The 22,111-nt window shown below is 58.4% G+C and carries 21 protein-coding genes and 2 pseudogenes; 18 read left to right on the top strand and 5 right to left on the bottom strand.

Annotated elements, in window-relative coordinates; genetic code table 11:
• Positions 1–33 precede the first annotated feature (33 nt).
• Positions 34–510 (top strand): CAP family protein, encoded by a 477-nt coding sequence (locus ACZ1GU_RS08600; RefSeq protein ID WP_472647603.1) that lies wholly within the window; start codon positions 34–36, stop codon positions 508–510.
• 31 nt (positions 511–541) lie between these two features.
• Positions 542–1,204: a CAP family protein gene (locus tag ACZ1GU_RS08595; RefSeq protein WP_472647602.1), complete on the top strand. Its 663-nt coding sequence runs from the start codon at positions 542–544 to the stop codon at positions 1,202–1,204.
• On the opposite strand, the gene rdgB is transcribed toward ACZ1GU_RS08595, so the two are convergent.
• The gene (rdgB, locus tag ACZ1GU_RS08590) at positions 1,205–1,840 is read right to left on the bottom strand and encodes an RdgB/HAM1 family non-canonical purine NTP pyrophosphatase (RefSeq protein WP_472647601.1); all 636 of its coding nucleotides are present in this window, start codon (positions 1,838–1,840) and stop codon (positions 1,205–1,207) included.
• The gene (gene rph, locus ACZ1GU_RS08585; protein ID WP_472647600.1) at positions 1,837–2,550 is read right to left on the bottom strand and encodes a ribonuclease PH; all 714 of its coding nucleotides are present in this window, start codon (positions 2,548–2,550) and stop codon (positions 1,837–1,839) included. Before rph ends, rdgB begins: the two co-directional genes overlap by 4 nt.
• Positions 2,551–2,625: 75 nt before the next feature.
• Here rph and ACZ1GU_RS08580 point away from each other — a divergent pair, with 75 nt between their 5' ends.
• Genes ACZ1GU_RS08580 through grpE form a run of 3 tightly spaced genes read left to right on the top strand, consistent with a single transcriptional unit; the run spans position 2,626 to position 4,837 of the window.
• The gene (locus ACZ1GU_RS08580) at positions 2,626–3,165 is read left to right on the top strand and encodes a DUF6438 domain-containing protein (RefSeq protein WP_472647599.1); all 540 of its coding nucleotides are present in this window, start codon (positions 2,626–2,628) and stop codon (positions 3,163–3,165) included.
• A gap of 19 nt (positions 3,166–3,184) precedes the next feature.
• Positions 3,185–4,231, top strand: coding sequence for a heat-inducible transcriptional repressor HrcA (gene hrcA, locus ACZ1GU_RS08575; protein ID WP_472647598.1), 1,047 nt, complete (start codon positions 3,185–3,187; stop codon positions 4,229–4,231).
• 33 nt (positions 4,232–4,264) lie between these two features.
• Positions 4,265–4,837, top strand: a complete 573-nt coding sequence (gene grpE / locus ACZ1GU_RS08570) for a nucleotide exchange factor GrpE (RefSeq protein ID WP_472647597.1) — start codon at positions 4,265–4,267, stop codon at positions 4,835–4,837.
• Here grpE and ACZ1GU_RS08565 read toward each other — a convergent pair.
• Entirely contained in the window at positions 4,834–5,349 is a 516-nt protein-coding gene (locus ACZ1GU_RS08565; RefSeq protein ID WP_472648740.1) for a vgr related protein, read from the bottom strand. The two genes, grpE and ACZ1GU_RS08565, sit on opposite strands and share 4 nt — an antisense overlap.
• Positions 5,346–5,855 (bottom strand): copper chaperone PCu(A)C, encoded by a 510-nt coding sequence (locus ACZ1GU_RS08560; protein WP_472647596.1) that lies wholly within the window; start codon positions 5,853–5,855, stop codon positions 5,346–5,348. The genes ACZ1GU_RS08565 and ACZ1GU_RS08560 overlap by 4 nt, the downstream gene beginning before the upstream one ends.
• A gap of 170 nt (positions 5,856–6,025) precedes the next feature.
• Here ACZ1GU_RS08560 and dnaK point away from each other — a divergent pair, with 170 nt between their 5' ends.
• The 3 genes from dnaK to ACZ1GU_RS08545 all read left to right on the top strand — a co-directional run bounded on the left by dnaK (position 6,026) and on the right by ACZ1GU_RS08545 (position 10,166).
• Complete coding sequence (gene dnaK, locus ACZ1GU_RS08555; protein WP_472647595.1) at positions 6,026–7,960, top strand: molecular chaperone DnaK; 1,935 nt, start codon at positions 6,026–6,028, stop codon at positions 7,958–7,960.
• Between the two features lie 78 nt (positions 7,961–8,038).
• Complete coding sequence (dnaJ, locus tag ACZ1GU_RS08550; RefSeq protein WP_472647594.1) at positions 8,039–9,187, top strand: molecular chaperone DnaJ; 1,149 nt, start codon at positions 8,039–8,041, stop codon at positions 9,185–9,187.
• Between the two features lie 88 nt (positions 9,188–9,275).
• Positions 9,276–10,166, top strand: coding sequence for an MBL fold metallo-hydrolase (locus ACZ1GU_RS08545; protein ID WP_472647593.1), 891 nt, complete (start codon positions 9,276–9,278; stop codon positions 10,164–10,166).
• Between the two features lie 3 nt (positions 10,167–10,169).
• Here ACZ1GU_RS08545 and ACZ1GU_RS08540 read toward each other — a convergent pair.
• Positions 10,170–12,489: pseudogene (locus ACZ1GU_RS08540) on the bottom strand (patatin-like protein).
• A 72-nt stretch (positions 12,490–12,561) separates the two neighbouring features.
• Between ACZ1GU_RS08540 and radA the strand changes: the two are divergent.
• From radA to ACZ1GU_RS08490, 10 genes and pseudogenes are all read left to right on the top strand, one after another.
• Positions 12,562–13,930, top strand: a pseudogene (gene radA / locus ACZ1GU_RS08535) (DNA repair protein RadA).
• 11 nt (positions 13,931–13,941) lie between these two features.
• The gene (locus ACZ1GU_RS08530) at positions 13,942–14,478 is read left to right on the top strand and encodes a CvpA family protein (RefSeq protein ID WP_472647592.1); all 537 of its coding nucleotides are present in this window, start codon (positions 13,942–13,944) and stop codon (positions 14,476–14,478) included.
• The gene (locus tag ACZ1GU_RS08525; RefSeq protein ID WP_472647591.1) at positions 14,478–14,918 is read left to right on the top strand and encodes an iron-sulfur cluster assembly scaffold protein; all 441 of its coding nucleotides are present in this window, start codon (positions 14,478–14,480) and stop codon (positions 14,916–14,918) included. The genes ACZ1GU_RS08530 and ACZ1GU_RS08525 overlap by 1 nt, the downstream gene beginning before the upstream one ends.
• A gap of 57 nt (positions 14,919–14,975) precedes the next feature.
• A complete protein-coding gene (locus tag ACZ1GU_RS08520) occupies positions 14,976–16,637 on the top strand; it encodes an MFS transporter (protein WP_472647590.1) in 1,662 nt (553 codons plus the stop codon).
• A complete protein-coding gene (gene alr / locus ACZ1GU_RS08515) occupies positions 16,627–17,682 on the top strand; it encodes an alanine racemase (protein ID WP_472647588.1) in 1,056 nt (351 codons plus the stop codon). Before ACZ1GU_RS08520 ends, alr begins: the two co-directional genes overlap by 11 nt.
• Before the next feature lie 76 nt (positions 17,683–17,758).
• Positions 17,759–18,361 carry a polyhydroxyalkanoate synthesis repressor PhaR gene (gene phaR / locus ACZ1GU_RS08510; protein WP_472647587.1) on the top strand — a complete coding sequence of 201 codons (603 nt, stop codon included), beginning with the start codon at positions 17,759–17,761 and terminating at the stop codon, positions 18,359–18,361.
• 79 nt (positions 18,362–18,440) lie between these two features.
• Positions 18,441–19,985 (top strand): proline--tRNA ligase, encoded by a 1,545-nt coding sequence (proS, locus tag ACZ1GU_RS08505; RefSeq protein WP_472647586.1) that lies wholly within the window; start codon positions 18,441–18,443, stop codon positions 19,983–19,985.
• 17 nt (positions 19,986–20,002) lie between these two features.
• A complete protein-coding gene (locus ACZ1GU_RS08500) occupies positions 20,003–20,542 on the top strand; it encodes a DUF805 domain-containing protein (RefSeq protein WP_472647585.1) in 540 nt (179 codons plus the stop codon).
• Positions 20,543–20,590: 48 nt separating this feature from the next.
• A complete protein-coding gene (locus ACZ1GU_RS08495; protein WP_472647584.1) occupies positions 20,591–21,040 on the top strand; it encodes a hypothetical protein in 450 nt (149 codons plus the stop codon).
• Positions 20,934–22,091 (top strand): M28 family peptidase, encoded by a 1,158-nt coding sequence (locus ACZ1GU_RS08490; protein ID WP_472648739.1) that lies wholly within the window; start codon positions 20,934–20,936, stop codon positions 22,089–22,091. Before ACZ1GU_RS08495 ends, ACZ1GU_RS08490 begins: the two co-directional genes overlap by 107 nt.
• Positions 22,092–22,111 lie beyond the last annotated feature (20 nt).

Here is a 22,111-nt window from a genome sequence, read left to right as displayed (position 1 = left end):
TGGTTTGGTTTGATCGCGTACGCGGGACTGGCAATGGCCCCGAGCGTAACCGCGCGCGACAGCGCTGCGCCCGATCCTTTTGCAAACGAATTGCTTGACGCGCACAATCAGGAACGCGCCAATTTCGGCAGCGCGCCGCTTGGCTGGTCTCCCACATTGGCGCGCGATGCGCAGCAATGGGCGGATCGTTTGGCGCGCGAAGGTGTTATGCGCCACGGCTCTCAGTCAGAGCGTAAAGGGCAGGGTGAAAACCTCTGGATGGGCACAGCGGGCTATTACTCGCCGACCGAGATGATCAGCTATTTCATCGCCGAGAAACGCGACTTCAAACGCGGCGAGTTTCCGCATGTCTCGCGGACTGGCCAGTGGCGTGATGTCGGGCACTACACGCAGATCGTCTGGCAAGACACACGCGAAGTGGGCTGCGCCGTGGCGCGCGGAAAACGCGACGAATTTCTGGTGTGCCGATACTGGCCCGCAGGAAACACATATGGCCGCAAGGTGGGTTGAGCGCTTCAGGCGCTTTGAGGAAGGTCTAGCAATGTCGAATTTCACGAAAACATGCAGCAAGATTGCCGCACCGGTTGCGATTATACTTGTCGCATCAGGATGTGGCGGCGGCGAAAGCAGCTCTTCCTCCAGCGGCAGCACCGCAGGCACTGGCGGAACATCGTCGACTCCCGCTCCTCCGCCTCCGCCACCAGCGCCTCCTCCACCGCCGCCACCTCCACCGCCACCTTCTGGTGGAACCACGACGACGCGTCAGGACGAAATGAACGCGGTGATGCTGCGCGAGCATAACGAGGCGCGCGATGAGGTGGGTGTAGCAGCCATGACCTTGGACGCGGATCTCAGCCGCCAGGCGCTTGCCTACGCTGAGGAATTGGCGAGCACAGGCCGATTTGAGCACAGCCCGGGCTCCAGTCGTCCCAATCAGGGTGAGAACCTATGGGCCGGCACAGAAGGCGCCTTTAGCTACGAAGTGATGGCCGATGGCTGGATCAGCGAGAAGCAGTATTACATCCACGACCGTTTTCCGTTTGTGAGCAACACCGGGCGCTGGCAGGATGTGGGGCACTACACCCAGATCATCTGGGCAAACTCGACCCGGCTTGGCTGCGGGATCGCGACAGGCACGGGACGAGATTATCTGGTCTGCCGATATTCGCCGCCGGGGAACGTCAGCGGCCAATTCGCCTACTGATCAAACGTTGAATTGATCCGCGACAAGGTTTGCAAACGCATCGGCGCGGTGGCTGATCGCGTGCTTTTCCTCCGGGTCGATCTCGGCAAAGGTTTCGTTGCCTTCGCGTGAGGCCGGGACAAACACCGGGTCATAGCCAAAGCCTAACTGCCCGCGTGGTGGCCAAGTCAGGGATCCGGGGCACGTGCCCTCGTAAACTGCATGTTCGCCATCAGGCCATGCGATCGCCAGCACGCAGTGAAATGCGGCGCTTCGGTCGGTTTCCGGGCCGAGCTCTTGCAGCATCCCTTCGACCTTGCCCATCGCCATGTACCAGTCACGGCCCGGTTCGCCTTCGAACCACTGCCGTTCAGCCCAATCTGCAGTGTAGACTCCGGGACGTCCGCCTAGCGCCTCAACGCTGAGGCCGCTGTCATCGGCGAGCGCAGCGAGACCGGAAGCTTCCGCCGATGCCCGCGCTTTTATCAGGGCGTTCTCGACAAAGGTTTTGCCTGTCTCGGGCGGCTCCGGCAGGCCCAGCGAGCCTGCGGAGATGCACTTCATCCCATAGGGATCGAGCAGAGCGGAAATTTCTTTCAACTTCCCCGCATTATGCGTCGCGATGACGAGCGATCCTGAGCCGAGCCTGCGGGTCATCCCGTCGCCTTTATCTGATGCGCGAAGATATCCGAGCAGCCGATATTGGCGAGGCGGAGCAGGCGCAGCAGGTCTTCCTCGTCATAGGTCGCGCCTTCGGCGGTCGCTTGAACCTCGGCGATTTGTCCGCCGGAGATCAGCACGAAGTTCGCGTCCGCATCCGCGTCGCTGTCTTCCGGGTAGTCAAGGTCGAGCACCGGGGTGCCTTTGTAAATCCCGCATGAAATCGCGGCGACCTGTGCGGTGATCGGATCATCCTTGATCGCGCCCGATTCCAGCAGCGAATTGACCGCAAGGCGCAGCGCAATCCACGCGCCGGATATCGACGCGGTGCGCGTGCCGCCATCTGCCTGGATCACGTCGCAATCCAAAGTGATTTGCCGCTCACCGAGCTTTTGAAGATCGACAACCGCACGCAAAGAACGCCCGATAAGACGCTGAATTTCCTGTGTGCGCCCCGATTGCTTGCCCCGAGCCGCTTCGCGAGAGCCGCGTGTGTGTGTTGCGCGGGGGAGCATCGAGTATTCGCCTGTCACCCAGCCTTCGCCTTTGCCGCGCAGCCATGGCGGAATACGTTCTTCAACGCTCGCTGTGCACAGTACGCGCGTGTCGCCGAAGCTGATCAGGCATGAGCCTTCTGCGTGTTTGGTGAAGCCGGTTTCGATAGTTATGGCGCGCATTTCATCGGGCGCGCGTCCTGAAGGGCGCATGGAATTCTCCGGTTGACTGTTGAGGAGGCCGTAGCCAGCGTTGCTTTAACTTGCCACTGTTGAATTGGAGTTTCTGTGAAAACAGCTCTGTTACTAGTCGCGATAGCCATTCTGACCGGGTGTTCTACAGAGGATCAAAGCTCTTCAGAGGTTCCTGTCGAAACGCAAAAGTCAATCGAATATCCGACCGAACCGTTCACAATCACGTTCGCAACCGAGATTTGTTACGGGACTTGTCCTGCATTTACGCTGACGATCGACAATGAAGGTTACGGGACATTTGAGGGGCATGAATGGGTGAGCTTCGAGGGAAAGACCGAGTTTCGTGCTCAGCCTGCTCAACTTGATGCTTTTCTCGAACGCATCGCACCCTTTCGTCCTGAGGGACGGACACGATATGCTTGGGACAATTGCGAGGGCCATGTGCATACAGATGCGGCAGAAGTAAAAGTTCAATGGATCGACGCAAAAGGCGAAGATGAGATCGACTGGTATTTGGGTTGTCGAGACCCGAAATTGATCGCGATCGAGCCTGGCTTGTACGGTGCGTGGCGGGAGCTTCCTATCTATCACCTTGTGCAGCCTGTAACACCGTTTGGTAAGCCTGCGGCATAATGCCAAATTGCGGACCGTCATGACTTCCTCGCCCCCAATCTCCGAAATGACAGAGCGCGCCCGCGAAATCTTTCGTCGGGTGGTCGAGGGTTACATCGAAAGCGGGCAGCCGGTCGGCTCGAAAACGTTGTCCTCGGACGAGACGATCAATCTCTCGCCTGCTTCGATACGCTCGGTCTTGGCTGACCTCGAAGGTTTGGGTCTTCTCGCTGCGCCGCACACAAGCGCCGGGCGGCTCCCGACCGAAAGCGGATTGCGGCTATTCGTTGATGGCATGATGCAAGTCGCTGAACCCACGGCAGAGGAGCGCGCACAGATAGAGGCGCGTCTTACTGCTCCGGGGCCGGTTGAGCACGCGCTTGAAAAGGCGAGTTCGGTTCTGTCAGAGCTATCGGGTGCTGCAGGCATGGTGATGGTTCCGACCCGCGAACAACGCCTCGCGCAATTCAACCTTGTCGATCTGGGGCAGGGCAAAGCGCTCGCGGTGCTGGTCGGCGAGGATGGCGGGGTTGAAAACCGCGTGCTCGAAATCGGTTCAGGCATTGCCGCTGGCTCCTTCGATCAGGTGACAAACTACATCACCTCCCGCCTGTCTGGTCGAACGCTGAATGAGGCAGCGGCGGCGATGAATGCCGAGATCAAAGCGGGCAAATCGCAGCTGGATGATGCCAGCAAGGATCTGGTCGAACGCGGCCTCGCGGTTTGGAGCGAGGACACCGAAGAGCGCCCGGTGCTGATCGTGCGCGGCGCGGCGAACCTGCTCGATGACAGCGCGCTCAGCGATATTGACCGCGTACGCTCGCTGCTTGATGATCTTGAGAACAAGCAATCAGTCGCCGAACTTCTCGACAGCGCGCGCGATGCCGAGGCGACCCGCATCTTTATCGGCAGCGAAAACCGCCTGTTCGGCCTCTCCGGCTCCTCCGTCATCGCCTCACCCTATCGTGATCGAGAGGGTAGGGTCGTAGGAGTTTTGGGCGTCATTGGCCCAACGCGGTTGAATTACGCCCGCGTGGTCCCCATGGTGGATTTAACAGCGCGATCTTTGGGTAAATTGATCGCCTAACAGGCTCAAAACAGATTTGGATACAGTACGACGATGATCGACAATGATAAGCCGCAAGATGAAGCGGCAGAAGCAGAACTGAAGGGTGTTCCAGAGGAGTTTCTGGACGATGGCGAGGATGCCGGCGAGGATCTGAGCGAGGCGCTCGAAGCGCTCCGCCGCGATCTTGAAGAAGCCAAGCAGGAAACGCTCTACGCCAAGGCGGAAACCCAGAATGTGCGCCGCCGCATGGAAAAAGACGTTTCGGATGCGAGGAGCTATGCGGCAACCGGTTTCGCTCGCGATGTGCTGAGCGTGTGGGACAATCTGTCGCGCGCGGTCGAGGCTATTCCAGAGAGCCTGCGCGAAGATGAGAAAATGAAAGGTCTTGTGACCGGCATCGAAGCGACCCAACGCGAGCTCGAAAAGGTATTCAAGCAAAACGGCATTGAGCGTGTTGCCGCGATGGGCCTGCCGCTCGACCCCAATCAGCATCAGGCAATGATCGAGATTCCGAGCAATGATCAGGAGCCCGGCACTGTCGTGCAGGAAATGCAATCAGGCTGGATGATCAAGGACCGTCTGCTGCGCCCGGCAATGGTTGGCGTGGCGAAAAAGCCGGACTAGAGCGTCGCGCCCTTAAAGTTCACCAGCACATCATAGGCGGCTTTGTCCGCAATCCCGGCGACTTTAACCCCGCGCCTCAGCCAATAAGCGTGCTTCACAATTTCGGCCTGTTGCTCAATCCCGTAGTGCTTGAACGGCTGACCGGGTTTGAGCGTGTAGTCATAGCGGCAGAACGGATGGCGGTTGAGCAATAGGTACCATCCACCGCGCGTTTGCGTTTGCCAGACATGCGTCAGTTCGTGGATCAGCAAGCCCTGCTTCAATACATCGACCTGCGCGAAATCATCGCAATAGGCTTCGCCGTCAGGGTGGAAATGCAAATGCCCACGCGGCGCCATCGTGACTTTGCGCGGTTGAAACGGAAACCACTTGCGTCGGCGTAGTTGCACTTGGCTGTAGTCGATTGCATCGCCGAAAACGCCGCGGGCGATCTCAACCTCGCCAGGCGTGAGAGACCGCTCGCCTCCGACCGGACAGGCATAAACTTTTGACGGATCGGTTGATGCGCTCAGCGCTCGTCTCCTGCGGCGCGAACCTCTGCTTTGAAGGTCTCTTCGCGGTCGCCGTCAAAGGTTGCCGTTACATTCACGCGGTCGCCTGGCCCGATTGCGGGCGACACATCAAAGGCCATCACATGATTGCTGCCAGGTGCGAGCGATAAGGTTTCGCCTGCCGGGATCGACATTGTGGAGACTTCAGACATCATAGCTGTGCCATCCGAACTTTCCGTTTGATGCAGCTTAGATTGGAAAACGCCCTTTATCTCGATAGATCGCAAAGTCGCATCGGCCTCACCCGTATTGGTAAGGTCGAAATACACCGCTGCCGGATTGCTCGCGACCGGCGCCATGACCATCCGCGCGTTCGCGACTGCCAGGCCCGTCTCACCCAGCTCAATGGCTGGTGCGACTTCTTCGACTTCGGCTTCGACCGGAGCCTCGGCTTCATTGCATGCGGAAAGAGCAAGGACCGCGGCGAATGCACTGGTCCGCGCAATCGGAAAATTAGTTTGAGACATGGTTGGAAGAATTGTCCTCTTTTGAATTCGTATCAAAACTAGGGCTGGCCATCCCTTGTGCCAAGCAAAACCGCACCTATATCGCCAGCATATTCGAGTTGCCGAACGGTTCCGCCAATTCTGGGGAGCTCCACAGGCAACGTCCAACTATCGAAAGAGATGGGGAAATAATGGGTAAAGTAATCGGTATTGACCTCGGCACCACCAATTCGTGCGTTGCTGTAATGGATGGGGGCAAACCCAAGGTTATTGAAAACTCCGAAGGCGCGCGCACCACGCCGTCGATCGTTGCCTTTACAAAGGATAACGAGCGCCTGATCGGTCAGCCTGCAAAGCGTCAGGCTGTGACCAACCCGGATAATACACTGTTCGCTATCAAGCGCTTGATCGGTCGCCGCTTCGACGATCCAATGACCAAGAAGGACATGGAGCTCGTCCCTTATGATATTGTCAAAGGCAAGAATGGCGATGCGTGGGTGAAGGCAGGCGGCGAAGAATACTCGCCAAGCCAGATTTCAGCTTTCATCCTGCAAAAGATGAAAGAGACCGCCGAGAGCTATCTTGGCGAAACCGTCGAGCAGGCTGTTATTACTGTTCCGGCATATTTCAACGATGCTCAGCGTCAGGCGACCAAGGACGCAGGCCAGATCGCTGGTCTCGAAGTCCTGCGCATCATCAACGAGCCGACTGCGGCTGCACTCGCTTATGGAATGGACAAGAACGATGGCAAGACCATCGCTGTCTATGACCTTGGCGGTGGTACTTTCGACGTGTCTGTCCTCGAAATTGGTGACGGCGTGTTCGAAGTGAAATCGACCAACGGCGATACCTTCCTTGGTGGTGAAGACTTCGACAGCGCGATCGTCGAGTGGCTCGCCGAACAATTCGAGAAGAAAGAGAACATGGACCTGCGCAAGGACAAGCTTGCGCTGCAGCGTCTCAAGGAAGCGGCGGAAAAGGCCAAGATCGAGCTTTCGAGCTCGGCCACGACCGAAATCAACTTGCCGTTTATCACTGCGCGTATGGATGGTGGTTCAAGCACGCCGCTGCACTTGGTTGAAACTTTGAGCCGTTCAGACCTCGAAAAGCTGGTCGGCGACCTCATCAAGCGTACGCTTGAGCCGTGCAAAAAGGCGCTTGCTGATGCAGGCGTGTCCAAGGACGATATCGACGAAGTTATCCTCGTCGGCGGTATGACCCGTATGCCGAAGGTTCGCGAAGTCGTTGAAGGCTTCTTCGAAGCGAAGCCACATACTGGCGTGAACCCTGATGAAGTGGTCGCCATGGGCGCTGCCATTCAGGCTGGCGTTTTGCAGGGCGACGTTAAAGACGTCCTGCTGCTCGACGTGACCCCGCTGTCACTCGGTATCGAAACATTGGGCGGTGTCTTCACCCGGATGATTGATCGCAACACGACGATCCCGACCAAGAAAACGCAGACTTACTCGACCGCGGAAGACAATCAGAATGCGGTGACAATTCGCGTTTTCCAGGGTGAGCGCGAGATGGCTGCCGACAACAAGCTGCTCGGCAATTTCGACCTCGTTGGTATTCCGCCTGCGCCGCGCGGCGTTCCGCAAATCGAAGTCACGTTCGACATCGATGCGAACGGCCTCGTCAGCGTGTCCGCCAAGGACAAGGGCACAGGCAAAGAGCAGACCATCAAGATTCAGGCGTCGGGCGGTCTGTCCGACTCCGACATCGACCAGATGGTTCAGGATGCCGAGAAGTTCGCTGAAGAAGACAAGAAGCGCCGCGCCTCTGCCGAAGCGCGCAACCAGGCCGACAGTCTTGTTCACGCGACCGAAAAGCAGCTCGAGGAGCACGGCGACAAGGTTGACGCTGACACCAAGTCGGCTGTCGAGACCGCGCTTGCCGATACCAAGACCGCGCTTGAAGGCGACGATGTTGATGAGATCAACGCCAAGTCTCAGGCGCTGACTGAAGCTGCCATGAAGATGGGCCAGCAAATCTACGAGAAAGAGCAGGATGAAGGTGCCGCTGCGGCAGATGCCGGTGACGGTGCATCGAGCTCGGATGCGAGCGATGACGAAGACGTTGTCGATGCCGAGTTCTCCGAAGTCGACGAAGACAGCAAGGACTGATCTCCTGATGGAAAACTACGCCGCCGCTAGTGCTTGGATCGCGCTGGCGGCGGCAAGGTTTTAGGGAGGAAATTTGCAATGTCTGCTACACAGCTCGACTATTATCAGGTGCTCGAAGTTTCGCGCGACGCGGACGGCTCGACCCTTAAAAGCGCCTATCGCAAACTGGCGATGAAGTATCATCCGGATCGCAATCCGGGTGATGGCGAAGCCGAAACGAAGTTCAAGGCCTGCAACGAGGCCTATGAGGTTCTCAAGGACCCGCAAAAGCGCGCGGCCTACGATCGCTACGGCCATGAGGCATTCACCCAAGGGATGAATGGCGGCGGAGGCGCCGGCTTTGGTGGTGGTCGCGGTCAGGCTGACTTCGGCGATATTGGCGATATTTTCGAGACTATCTTCGGAAGCGCTTTTGGAGGAGGCGCCGGCGGCGCTCGCCAGCAAAACCGTCGCGGCGCGGATCTGCGCTATGACATGCAGGTGTCGCTCGACGAGGCATTCCACGGCAAGACCACTGAAATCGAAATCGAAGTCTCGCAGAGCTGCGAGACATGCGACGGTTCGGGCGCAAGCCCCGGCACCGGCGAACGGGCCTGCAATCTTTGCCATGGGCAGGGAACAGTGCGCGCAAAGCAGGGGCTGTTCGTGGTCGAGCGTCCATGCCCGACCTGCAGCGGGCGCGGGGCGGTTCTCGAAGACCCATGCGGCGAATGTCGCGGCGATGGCCGTGTGGACCGGGCGCAAGCCTTGTCGGTCGAGATTCCACCAGGCGTAGATACTGGCACCCGCATCCGACTTTCCGGCAAAGGTGAGGCAGGGGCGCGCGGCGCTCCCTCGGGCGATCTCTACATCTTCGTTCATGTCAAACCGCACGAGGTTTTCCAGCGCGAAGGGACGACGTTGGCGACACGCGTTCCGGTGAGCTTCACCACGGCAGCCTTGGGCGGCGAAGTGAAGATCCCTGACCTCGACGGCTCGACCAACAGCGTCGAAATTCCTGCCGGCATTCAGTCGGGCAAGCAATTGCGCGTGCGCGGGGCCGGTATGCCAGTTCTGCAAGGGCGCGGGCGCGGCGATCTGGTGGTGGAGATCGCGGTCGAGACGCCGACCAAGCTCAGCAAACGCCAGAAGGAGATCCTCTCCGAGTTTCGCGAAACCGAGACCGGTGACGAATGCCCGGAGAGCAAGGGCTTCTTCTCCAAGTTGAAAGACGCGTTCGGCGCGTGATCGCGGGCCTGCTTTGAAGCATAGATTGTTCAAACTGGACAGGTAATGGTGTCAGGACTAGGCCAATCTCCAATTAAGGGAGAGAGCCATGAACCGTCTTGCCACCATAGCCATCGCCGCTTCTGCTGGTCTTCTTGCAGCTCCGGCCATTGGTCAGCGCAATTTCGATGATGTAGAAATCCGCACCGAGCAGATCGCTCCGGGTGTGGCGGTTCTGTTTGGCGCGGGCGGCAATATCGGCGTCAGCTACGGCGAGGACGGCACGATCCTTATCGACGATCAGTTCGCTCCGCTTTCAGAAAAGATCGAGAATGCAGTTGCTGCGCTTGGCGCCAGTCCTGTCAAATATGTGGTGAACACCCACTGGCATGGCGATCACACCGGCGGCAACGAGCATTTCGGCAAGAGCGGCGCTGCCATATTCGCGCATGACAATGTCCGCGTTCGCATGTCGACACCTCAACAGCGCGGGGATCGGGTCATTGATCCGTCACCAAGAGAAGCTCTTCCGGTCGTTACCTATGGCCAGGGGCTACGCTTCCACCAGAACGGGGATGTCATTGATCTCGCTTATGTTGGCGGCGGTCACACTGATGGCGACAGCATTGTCGTGTGGAACAATGCCAATGTTGTTCACATGGGCGATCTCTATTTCAAAATCCCGGGATATCCCTTTGTCGACATCGCATCGGGAGGCAACGTCTACAATCTGATGGGTACGCTCGATGTTGCAATCACGATGATTGACGATGAGACAGCGGTTATTCCCGGTCACGGCCCGATGTCGAACAAGGCTGAACTGGTCGCCTATCGTGCGATGATTGGCGAAGCCGTGAGCCGCGTCGAAGCGCTCAATGAAGAGGGTAAAACGCTTGAAGAGGCAGTCGCTGCCAAGCCGCTTGCCGATTTCGATCGCGGCGAAGGTTTCATCAGCGAAGACGCTTTCGTCACCGCAATCTGGAACAGCATCGAGGACTGACGCTTAGGCGAAGCGAGATTTGATTTCTTCGCGGATACCCTGAAGCAGCTTCGTTTCGCACCTATCGGCGGCAAGCTCTTCATCGATTATGGCTAGAAAAGCGTCGCGTTTTGCGCGGCGCAATGCGGCGGGCGCCATCCCTGCATCGACGGTCGAAGCGATCAGGTCGATCATCCGCTCCGCCCCGTGGAGCCTGCCCCAGAGGTAGTCATTTTCGCGGTATGAGCGGCTGAAGAATGCGCCGAAGTTATAAAGCTCGATGCCCCTTAGCGTTGCGCGCGTCCCGCCTTCGCGGATTGAGCGCGCGTCGTCGGGTGAAATCCGGTCAACCTTGACGGCGTTGTATTCCGTGAGCCCTTCGTTCTGCAGCAATGGCAGCGTCGCGACATCGTAGAACGGAAATCCGAGATAGGTCAGCAGCATGCGCCGCTTCAGGTTCTTCGGCATATGAGCGAGCGCGTCGCAGAACATCTCTTCCGCCTTGATATCGGTTTCAGGCAAAAGCCGTTTCTCGGCAAGAAAATCGAGCAATGCTCCCGGGTCTTTCAGCACATTGCGAGCGTGGTGCACGAATTCCTCGCCGAGCGAGTGAAGGTCGCCGGCCGAGAAGTAGACCGCAAGGATTTCGTAGATTTTCTCGCGTGCCACATCGAGCGCATCGTCCGAAATGTCCGGATCGATTTCCCAATCGCGAGCAAGCCGTCGGGCAAGCAAGCGCAAACGGCGCAGGCGAAAGCCGACATCATGCGCCCTGAAAAACGCGATTGCGGCAACGCTCGCTCCGCTCCCTCCGTCCGACAGTTCGTCCAATCCGCGCCGCTCTAGCTCGCCGCGCAAAGCCTCGGCGATGGGAACGCTGTCGGCGAGAGACAATTCGGGGGCGGCGACCAAAGCCAGCTCGGCGAGCTGATCGATAATCCCATTGAACTTGGTCTGCGCGTAAGCGTGGAAAGCGTACCCCGCGCGTTCCGCGGCTCGCCTGCTGCGCTTTTGCGCGCCAATTGTGCAACCTTCTGGTGCTCGGACTATCGAGGAAGAAAGTCATGCCGAACAATTTCTCGACGGCAGTGTCTATCTCGGGGCGCATCTTCTGAACGATCAGATTGAGGCGCGCGGCATCGCGCGACTGCTGCTCCAACCGCTCAAGGTTGTCGCGGATCGGTTGCTCGCGCGGAATGGTAGAAAGCGAACCAAAAATGGCTTGGAAGAAACCAACGGCGGCGGTGTCTTGATCGCGGATTGACCCAAAGCGATCTGGACGCGGGTCGATATAGACGAAGCGGCGGTCCACTTCGCGCTGTGCCGGTCGATCATGCAGCGCTGCAATCGCACCTCCAAAGGGGGCATTTACCAGAACTGATCCGTCGATGAGGGAGACATTATCGACCGTCCCATCGCGTACATGCACGGGCATGATCCGATTAAGAAACGCGCCGCGCGATTGCCAGTGCGTGCCGCTTTCCTCAGCCAGCCTGTCAATCTCGTCTAGGCGCAGCGGCGGGAACGCTCCAGGAAAGCTCGCGGTTGCCCGCGCAGCAAACACCAATTCTAGCGGATTGGCCAAGCCATCGCTGCTTTCAACTGGGGTGTAAGCGCGCATGCCGATTGGCGTGCGGTGCTCGGTTTCCTCCACAATCGGCGGACTGTTAAGCCGCAGCATTTCGACATGGCCGCGAAAGTCCGTCGCGGTGACAAACAGATCAATCGGATGGTCCGGAGGCAATAATGGCGGCCCGCGCTCTCCATCGCGCATACTTTCCAACGCTTGCAAAAGTAAGGCGGAGAAATTGTTGCCAGAAAAGGGAGGATTGAACCACCGACCTCGGACCAGTTGGGAGACTTTGCGGCGCACTTCGCTGCGCGTCTCGGGCGCGACGCTCTCGCTCACTGCATTGCCGGGCCGGCTCAAAAGCCATTCCGCGATAGGCTGCGCCCAGATCTTGGCATAGCGCCACATGGGCTGCGCTTCCGGATCGGTCAGCTGATCGACATCGGCATTTTCGAGCCAAAGGTCAGTGAGCGGCTCAAGTGAATGCCCTGAATGTATCGCCTGGGCGAGGAAAACCGCGTTAATCCCGCCTGCGCTCGCTCCGGTGAGGATATCCGGCATCACCCGCAGGCGAAGATTGTAGTCGCGCTCGATCTCACCGAGCAGGTCGCAATAGACGTGGGCGACCCCGCTGCACGGCGCATCCTTGTTTGCATGGTAGGCGCGGCTCGCCTTGGCGAGGTGCCAAATCTCTTTTGTGACGCCGTGCATGTAGACCGCAAGGCTTACACCGCCATAGCAAACGAGAGCGAGACGGAGTTCCTTTTGCCGCATGGGGAGCTTGATGCCGTGGAAAGCGCATCTTGGCAATTGCGTTCCGCAAATGTTCCGCTTAAAGATTCGCGCATGGCCAAGACCAAAAGACGATATGTTTGCGCCAATTGCGGCTCGGTTTCGCAAAAATGGCAGGGGCAATGCCCTGATTGTTTAGAGTGGAACACGATAACCGAAGATGCGCCGGCTACGGTGTTCTCGCAAAAGCATGATCTGTCGCGTGGCGGGCGGGCGCTTGAGTTTGTGTCGCTCGACCGCCCGACCGAGCTTCCTAAACGCAGAGCGACTGGCTTGGCCGAGTTTGACCGCGCGCTAGGGGGAGGCTTGGTGCCCGGCTCTGCTGTGTTGATGGGCGGCGATCCGGGAATCGGCAAATCGACTTTGCTGATTCAGACTGCGGCGACAATCGCGCGGGCAGGGGGCGATGTTGTCTATGTCAGCGGGGAAGAGGCCTCGGGGCAGATTCTGTTTGCGTGCGAGCCGCCTGGGCATTGCCGATGCGCCGATCCGCCTCGCTTCGGAAACCTCGGTGCGCGATATTCTGACGACCTTGGGGGCGGGGGAGCCGCCCGCTCTGCTCGTGATTGATTCGATCCAGACGATGCATTCCGACACGATTGAAGGTGCGCCGGGCACGGTCAGCCAAGTGCGGGGCTGCGCTCTTGAGCTGATCCGCTACGCCAAGGAAAACGGCACCGCGCTGGTACTTGTCGGACATGTGACCAAGGACGGCAATATTGCTGGCCCACGCGTGCTCGAGCATATGGTCGATGTGGTGATGAGCTTTGAAGGCGAACGCAGCCATCAATATCGCATACTGCGTGCGCTCAAGAATCGCTTTGGTGCGGTCGATGAGATTGGCGTCTTCTCGATGGAAACCGAAGGGCTGCATGAGGTAAGCAATCCTTCCATGCTGTTCCTGTCTGGGCGCGATCAGCCACTTGCTGGCAGTGCGGTTTTTCCAGCGCTCGAAGGGACGCGGCCAGTGCTGGTCGAAATTCAGGCGCTGATTGTGCGTTTGCAATCCGGAGCGACCCCGCGACGTGCAGTGGTCGGGTGGGACAATGGCAGGCTCGCCATGCTGCTGGCAGTTTTGGAATCGCGATGCGGGCTGAACTTTTCGTCAGCGGAAGTCTATTTGAACATTGCAGGTGGATACCGCTTGTCGGACCCGGCGGCAGACTTGGCTGTCGCAGCTGCGCTGATCTCGGCGCTGTCAGACAAGCCGCTCCCGGAGAAATCAGTGTGGTTTGGGGAGGTCTCGCTCGCGGGCGAAATCCGCCCGGTGGCGCATGGTGATCTGCGCCTGCGCGAAGCAGCAAAGCTGGGCTTTAGCAGCGGTTACGGCCCGTCGGATGGTAAGCTCAAGTCATCGAAGCTCAATTATCGCGGCTTGGGACAACTCGCCAACCTCGTTGACCACGTGGTGGGGACGCAATAAATCGCTGAGCCATGACGGGCTTTGACATTATCGTTCTCATCATCGTTGGCGTCGCCGCGATTGGCGGTTTCCTGCGCGGTTTGGTTCAGGAAGTGTTGTCGCTTGCGGCGTGGATCCTTGCGGCCTTTGCGATCTATTATCTGCACACTCCGCTGACGGATGCTTTGCGCGAATATTACAATGCGGAGCCTGCGACCTCGATTCTGGCCTTCGCGCTGCTACTTCTGATCCCCTATGCGGCGATGCGCGTCATCGCGAATAATGCGGGCGAAGCCTCGCGCAACTCGATCCTTGGCCCAATTGATCGCGTTTTGGGATTTGGCTTCGGCGCGGTCAAAGGCTCGCTGATTGTAGTCATCGCTTTCTCTGTACTCGTCCTCGGTTTCGACACGGTCTGGGGATACAAAGGCCGCCCGACCTGGATCGCTACTGCGCGCACTTATCCTGCGGTCGATGCGTTTTCGCGCGAGATGGTGCAGATGATAGCCGAACGCCGCGCTCGGCTGATCAAGGAAGAGGAAGAAGCGGCTGAAGAAGATTCCCGCTAGTGAGCACGAACAGCGCCGCAAAGCTCTACACTCCGCAGCTGCTTTCTCTGGCAACCAGTCTCGCGGATTATCCGCTCAATCCGGATTTCCCAATGCTCACCGAAGCGCGGTCAAGAACTTGCGGCAGCGCGATAAAACTCGGCCTCGAAATTGACGCAAATGGGCTGATCGAGCGGGTTGGAATGCAAGTGTCCGCTTGCGCAATCGGTCAATCTTCGGCGGCGATCTTTGCGGCTCATACGACCGGACGCGATCGCGCCAGCATCATTCGGACCGAGGAAACAATCAAGGTTTGGCTCGAACGCGACGGCCCAATGCCCGATTGGCCCGATTTTGACGCACTCGCCGCAGCCAAAGACCACCCTGCGCGGCACGGCGCTTTGCTGCTCGTGTGGAATGCTGCTCGCGAAGCGCTTTCCTCGTCCGAAGCAAGCAGCTAGTGCGTCAAGCATAAAGGCTGCCATCAGCGCAGCTGCGAGGAGAGGATTGCGAGGCATATGGCAGAAGCAGCGGCGCTGGCCGGGCGCGAACCGAGCGAAAAAGAGATAAAGCTGGTTATCGGTGCGAGCAGCGCCGGCACCATTTTCGAATGGTACGACTTCTTCATCTACGGCACGCTGGCTTACATCCTAAAAGATGCGTTTTACGACGTTGATGATCCCACTCTTGGGCTCTTGCTGGTTTGGTCCACCTTCGCGGTTGGTTTTGCATTCCGCCCGATTGGTGCGGTGTTGTTCGGCTTTCTTGGCGACAGATTAGGACGCAAATACACGTTTCTAGTAACGGTGACCCTGATGGGGATTGCCACCGCTGCGGTCGGCTTGATCCCGACGGTTGGTTATCTTGAGCAGAATTTCGGCCCCGGATACGTCTTTATCGCACCGCTTATTGTGATCTTTCTGCGCGTTATCCAAGGTCTGGCCTTGGGCGGAGAATATGGCGGCGCGGCGATCTATGTGGCAGAACACGCCCCGCCAGAGAAACGCGGGTTCTACACCAGTTTCATCCAGGCGAGCGTCGTCGGCGGCTTTGTGCTGTCTATCATCGTGGTTTTGGCCTGCCGCGCGATTATCCCGGAGGATGATTTCAACGCATGGGGATGGCGCGTGCCATTCCTGCTCTCGATCATCCTGCTTGCGATCTCGCTGTGGATGCGCTTCAAACTGTCTGAAAGCCCTGTGTTCAAGGCGATGAAAGAGGCGGGTGAGACGTCGGGGAATCCCTTCGTCGAAAGCTTCACTTATCCCGGGAACAAGAAACGCATTTTTGTCGCGCTGTTCGGTGTCGCCGGCATTCTCACGACCATTTGGTACACCGCGTTCTTCTCCAGCCTGTCGTTCCTCAAAGGGGACATGCGGCTCGATGAATTGACGGTCGAGATCATCCTGCTGATTGCCGGCCTGATATCGATGGGCTTTTATTTGGTGGTCGGCAAATGGTCGGACAGAGTCGGGCGCAAGAAACCGATCATCATCGGTGCGCTGGCATCTTTGGCGCTGCTTTTTCCGATTTTCTGGACGATGGGCTCGCTAGCGAACCCCGCTCTCGCTGAGGCGGCAGAACGCAGCCCCGTTGTCGTCTCGGGTCAGCAATGTGTGACCGATCCGTTTGCGGAACTGCTTGACCGTGAGCCGTCTGACTGCGGCAAGGTCCTGGGTACTTTGATTGCGAGCGGCGTCGCTTACACGGTAGAGGAGAGCGAGCAGCTTGGCTTCAGCGTTGCGGGTGATGCAGTGGCGATTGATCCAGCCTGGTTGGATGATGGCGCAGCGCGAACAGGGGGCTTGCAAGCCGCGCTCACGCCATATGGTTTCGACTTTGAACGGCAGGTTCCGCCGCTTCTCAATATCCTCGGCATTATCGCGATGCTACTCGCATTGGGTGTGCTGTCGGCTTTGACCTACGGCTCGGTTGCGGCGCTGCTTTCCGAAATGTTTCCGCCGCGCATCCGCTATTCCTCGATGTCGATCCCCTACCACATCGGCGCAGGCTATCTCGGCGGCTTCCTGCCGCTAATCTCCGGGATCATCGTGGCCAGCACAGGCAATGTCTATTCGGGACTTTGGTATACCTGGATCGTGGTGGCATTCGGCGTCGTGATCGCTTGGTGGGGACTGCCAGACGGACCGCCGCAAGACTTCGCCGACGATGTCGTTTAGCGCCCCGCCGGCCACTCTGCGGCTAAGGATTGATCGTGAGGCGTTGGCGAGCAACTGGCGCGCGCTTGATCGCCTTTCGGGCCCTGCTCAAGCGGGCGCGGCGATCAAGGCGGATTGCTACGGTCTCGGCATCGACAATTGCCTGCCGACCTTGCGCGATGCCGGCGCGCGGCATTTCTTTGTCGCGCATTGGATCGAAGTTGCCGCTGCGGCGCAGCACGTCGATCCGTCCTCGATTGCGGTACTGCATGGTCCTTTGAACGAGGCTGATTGTGCCTATGCGAGAGACGTCGGAGTAATCCCGGTGATCAACTCCGTGGAGCAGGCGAAGCGCTGGGTCGAGAGTGGGGGAGGCCGCTGCCACCTGATGATCGACACCGGCATCAATCGCCTCGGTATCGCTCCAACAGAGGTGAGCGATCAGGTAATCCAAGGACTAGAGGTAGACGTGCTGATGTCGCATCTCGCCAGCGCTGACGAGGACAGTGAAACCAACGCAAACCAGCTCGCATTGTTTCAGAATGCTGCGCAGCATATTGCGCACAATACGCTGAGTTTGGCTAATAGTGCTGGCGTTGGTTTGGGCGAGGATTTCGCGTTCGATCTGACAAGGCCGGGCCTTGCGCTGTACGGCGGCATCGCGCGGCCTGAGCTTGCGCACCATATCAAGCAGGTCGCATTTCCTGAGGCCGCCATAATCCAAATCCGGCAGCTGAGCGCAGGAGACCGCGTTGGCTACAACGGCGAGTTTACCGCTGAACATGACATGCGCGTCGGAGTTGTCTCGCTTGGCTACGCGGATGGGTTCTTGCGCTGTTGGGGCAATGTCGACGGACGCACAGGCAGCTATTTGCTGCGCGGCGAAGCGAAGCTCGACCTGCTCGGCAAAGTCTCGATGGACATGGTTGTGGTGGACCTCATCAATGCGCCCGAAACGCGCGAAGGGGATTGGCTCAGCGTGCCTTATGACCTGCCCCATGCTGCGCAACAATCTGGCCTTTCGCAATATGAATTGCTCACCGTTTTGGGACAGCGCCTGCGTTAAGTTGAACGCGCATGTTGCACTGCACATTGTGCAGGTGCTAAGTGCATTAATTCGGGGCAACGCATAGGAAATTCAAATGGCAGGCAAGGCAAAAAGCGGAAAGCCGAAAGGCACGGGATCGGGCGACGCGGTCATCATCAAGAAATACGCCAACCGGCGGCTCTACAATACAAGCTCGTCAAGCTACATCACGCTGGATGACCTTGCGAAGATGGTGCGCGACAATGTCGAGTTCCAGGTGCTTGATGCCAAGTCTGGGGATGACATCACGCATTCGATCCTCACGCAGATCATCATGGATGAAGAGGCCAATGGCGAGCAGATGCTCCCGGTCAGTTTCCTGCGGCAATTGATTGGCATGTATGGCAATTCGATGCAGGCGCTTATGCCGTCTTACCTCGAAGCCAGCATGACCAACTTCCGCGAGAACCAGTCCAAGATTCGCGAGGCGTTTGAAAGCGGCTTGGCCAACAATCCGCTGACCGCCATTCACGAAACCAATATGGCGGTGATGCGTGCAGCCGCCGGTGCCTTGATGCCAGGTATGGCGAAGCGCGAGCCTGCGGCGAACAAGGGCAAATCGGCCAAGCCGGCGGCAAAAGATGAGAACAGTGAAATTGCGGCGCTGCGTGAACAGATGGCGGCTATGCAAAAGAAGCTCGACGAACTTAGCAAATAGCCCGCGTTGAGCGATTGCCAAAATCAAGGCCCAGCCTTAGCGCAGGCCTCGACATATACAGACTAGAGGGAACACTTTCGTGTCCAACATTCGCCACGCCTTAAACGTGAAGCGCGAAGATGATTTCGCCAAATGGTATCAGACCGTCATTGCCGAAGCCGACCTTGCCGAAGAGTCGGGCGTGCGCGGTTGCATGGTTATCAAGCCATGGGGCTATGGCATTTGGGAGCGCATCCAGCGCTTGCTTGATGACCGGATCAAGGCTGATGGCGTGCAAAACTGCTATTTTCCGCTGTTCATCCCGCTCAAGAACTTTGAGCGTGAAGCCGAGCATGTTGACGGCTTTGCCAAGGAAATGGCGGTTGTCACACACCACCGCCTGATTGCGGATGAGAAGGGCGGTCTGATCCCCGATCCCGAGGCGAAATTGGAAGAGCCTTTGGTCGTGCGTCCAACTTCGGAAACGATCATCGGCGATGCGATGGCACGCTGGATCCAGAGTTGGCGCAATCTGCCGCTGCTGACCAACCAATGGGCAAACGTCGTGCGCTGGGAAATGCGCACACGCATGTTCCTGCGCACCAGCGAATTCCTTTGGCAGGAGGGGCACACCGCGCATGAGAACCGCGAGCAGGCATTGGAAGAAACGCACCGTGCGCTCGAGATGTATCGCGCCTGCGCTGAGGAAGATCTCGCCATGCCGGTAATCGCTGGTGAGAAGCCCGAGAATGAGCGCTTCCCCGGTGCGGTCGAAACCTGGTCAATCGAAGCGATGATGCAGGACGGTAAAGCGCTGCAAGCCGGCACTTCCCACTATCTCGGCACTAACTTTTCTGAAGCTGCGGGCATCCAATATCAGGACCGCGAAGGCACTCAGCAATATTGCCATACGACCAGCTGGGGCGTTTCAACCCGCATGGTCGGCGGCGTGATCATGACGCATGGCGACGATGATGGTCTGCGAGTGCCGCCTGCGATTGCACCGTATCAAGTGATCATCCTGCCGATGCTGCGCGACAAGCCCGAAGACGAAGCGTTGCTCGAATATTGCTGCGAATTGCACAAGCAGCTCGTCGCCACCACCGCCCTCGGCGAGAAGACGCGCGTTTGGCTCGACACTGCACCGGGTAAGGCTACTGCCAAGCGTTGGGACTGGGTGCGCAAAGGTGCTCCTGTCATCATTGAGGTCGGCGGTCGCGATATTGAGGCTGGAGTCGTCAGCTTGCTGCGCCGCGACAAAATGTGGAATCCTGAGAACGGCAAAGTCGCTTTTGCTGCACCGAAGCACGATGATGTCGCGGGCGAGATCGGTGCGATGCTCGAGGACATTCAGTCGAACCTGTTCGACGAAGCGCGCGAGCGTCGCGATGCCAATATCACCCGCTGCGTGACCGAATGGAGCGCTGTTTCGGAGCATTTCGAGAAGGGCGGCAAATATCCCGGCTGGGTCGAAGTGCAGTGGTCGAAGCCAACCGGCGCAGCGCTCGAAAAGGTTGTCGAGCAGTTGAAAGAGCTCAAGCTGACCTTCCGCAACGTACCGCGCGATAGCGCAACGGTGGATGGCGCATGTATCTTCACTGGTGAACCAGCGGTTGAACGGATACTTATCGCGCGGGCTTACTAAGTTTAGGGAGAGTGACGGTGGGTGACGCAATCAAACATTGCTTGGCAAATTTGACCAATTTCGACGGGCGCGACGATCGACCAACCTTTTGGTGGTGGGTTCTGCTGGTTGTGATCATCAATTTCATTCTTTCGTTCATTTCTGGCCTGGTTTTCGCTGCGTCCTCGATGGGCGGAGTAATTGCTGCCGCTGGTTCCGGAGCGGACGAAACACAAATTCAGACTGAAATGATGCAAAACATGGCCGGCAGTCTCTCGACCCAGGCATGGATCGGCGTCGGCCTGACCGTCTTCGCTCTTTGCCTCATCATCGCGGCTTTTGTTCGGAGATTGCGTGATGCGGGCCTGCCAGTGTTTATCGCTGCTGTTCCGGTTGTGACCGCGCTTTACAGCGCCTATGCCGGCGTTGCGATTGTCGATGAAATGGCCGAAGTCATGGCCAGCGGTAACGTCGACGCGATGAACGAGATGGCGATGTCGAGCGCTGGTTCAGGATTGATCGGCTGGATCGGTTATCTGGTCGTGATTGTCTGCGGGGTGTTCCCCACAAAAGCATAGCAGCACGCGCGGTTGCTTTGCTGCGTGAAACCGGCAAAAAAGCGAGGCATGAAAAAACTCATCCTCGCAGCCGCGCCGCTAGCACTCCTTGCACCATCAGCCACCGCTCAAGACGCCGCTGATGGCGCGAGGGAATTGACCGAGGACGAGCGTTACGAGCAAGAGCGTTCGATAACCAATTACGGCACGCCGTCTCCGCTCGGCCCGACACCGGTGCGGATCGACCTTTCATCGCTCGTTTCCGAAGAGCGCCTGCGTGCGGATATGGACACGATTGTCAGCTTTGGCACGCGGCACACATTGTCGAGCCAAACCGATCCCAAACGCGGAATTGGCGCGGCGGTTAACTGGGCGCTCGATGAGTTCCGCCGGATTGGAGCGAAGTGCGAGGATTGTCTCGAAGTGCAGTCTGTCGAGCGGGTCATCCCGGTACGATGGTCGCCGCATTCCCATCGATACGCTTGTCCGCAACGCCGTCGCTATCCAGCGCGGGACTGAAAGACCCAATGAGGTCATCATCGTTCAAGGTCACTATGACAGCCGCGTCACCGACCCTTTGAACGGAACGGACGATGCGCCGGGCGCGAATGACGATGGGTCGGGCAGTGTGATGATCCTTGAAGCCTCGCGCATCCTTTCAAAACAACAATATCCTTCGACCATCATCTACGCTTTGCTGACCGGCGAGGAGCAGGGGCTCTACGGCGCGCAAATCCTTGCTGATTGGGTCGGCGAGCAGGGCATGACGGTGAAGGCCGTGCTCAACAACGACATGATCGGCAGCGCATGCGGCTCGGATGGCTATTGCGACTATGAGCATGTGCGCGTTTTCTCGGAAGGACCGCGCGCAGATTCAACCGAGCGATTGCGCGCACGCCAGCGCCGCTTTGGCGGAGAGAACGACATGCCGGGCCGCAATCTTGCTCGCTGGCTGGGCGATGTTGCTGCGGCCAATCCGCAAGGGATGCAAGTGCGGCAGATTTGGCGGACCGATCGGATGGGGCGAGGCGGGGACCAGATCCCGTTCCTCGACAGGGGTTATCCGGCCCTGCGCATCGCAGTCTCGGTCGAGGATTACGAGCACCAGCATCAGGATTTGCGCACCGAGAATGGCATCACCTACGGCGATACGGTTGATGAACTCGACTTTGACTACTTGAGGCGCGCGTCAGTGTTGAACGTTCAGGCACTGCAATTGCTGGCGATGGCGCCGATGCCGCCCGCGGTAACTGCTGATGCTGCTGTTCGGGTGGATACGGAGCTCAAGTGGGACCGGGTCGAAGGTGCGGACCGCTACATCATCAAAGCCCGCCGGACTGACGAGCCGTATTGGCGCAAGGTTCTGCCTAATGGCACTAAGGGCGAAGACATTCGCGACCTTGTCGATGGGCGCTACAATTCATCTTTCACGGTGTCTGTTCCGCTGCGCGGGGATGATTGGCTGTTCGGCGTTGCATCGTGCAAAGGAGATTACTGCTCGCCTGTTTCTAGCGCTGTTCCCGGCGGCGCTTTCGCGCCTGTCGCGCAGCCGGAAGGTGACAGCGAGTAGCTTCGCGTCCATAGGCGCAG

Source organism: Erythrobacter sp. HA7-11, assembly GCF_055693605.1.
Note: the sequence above shows the minus strand (reverse complement) of the source record. Positions and strands in the feature narration are given on the sequence as shown.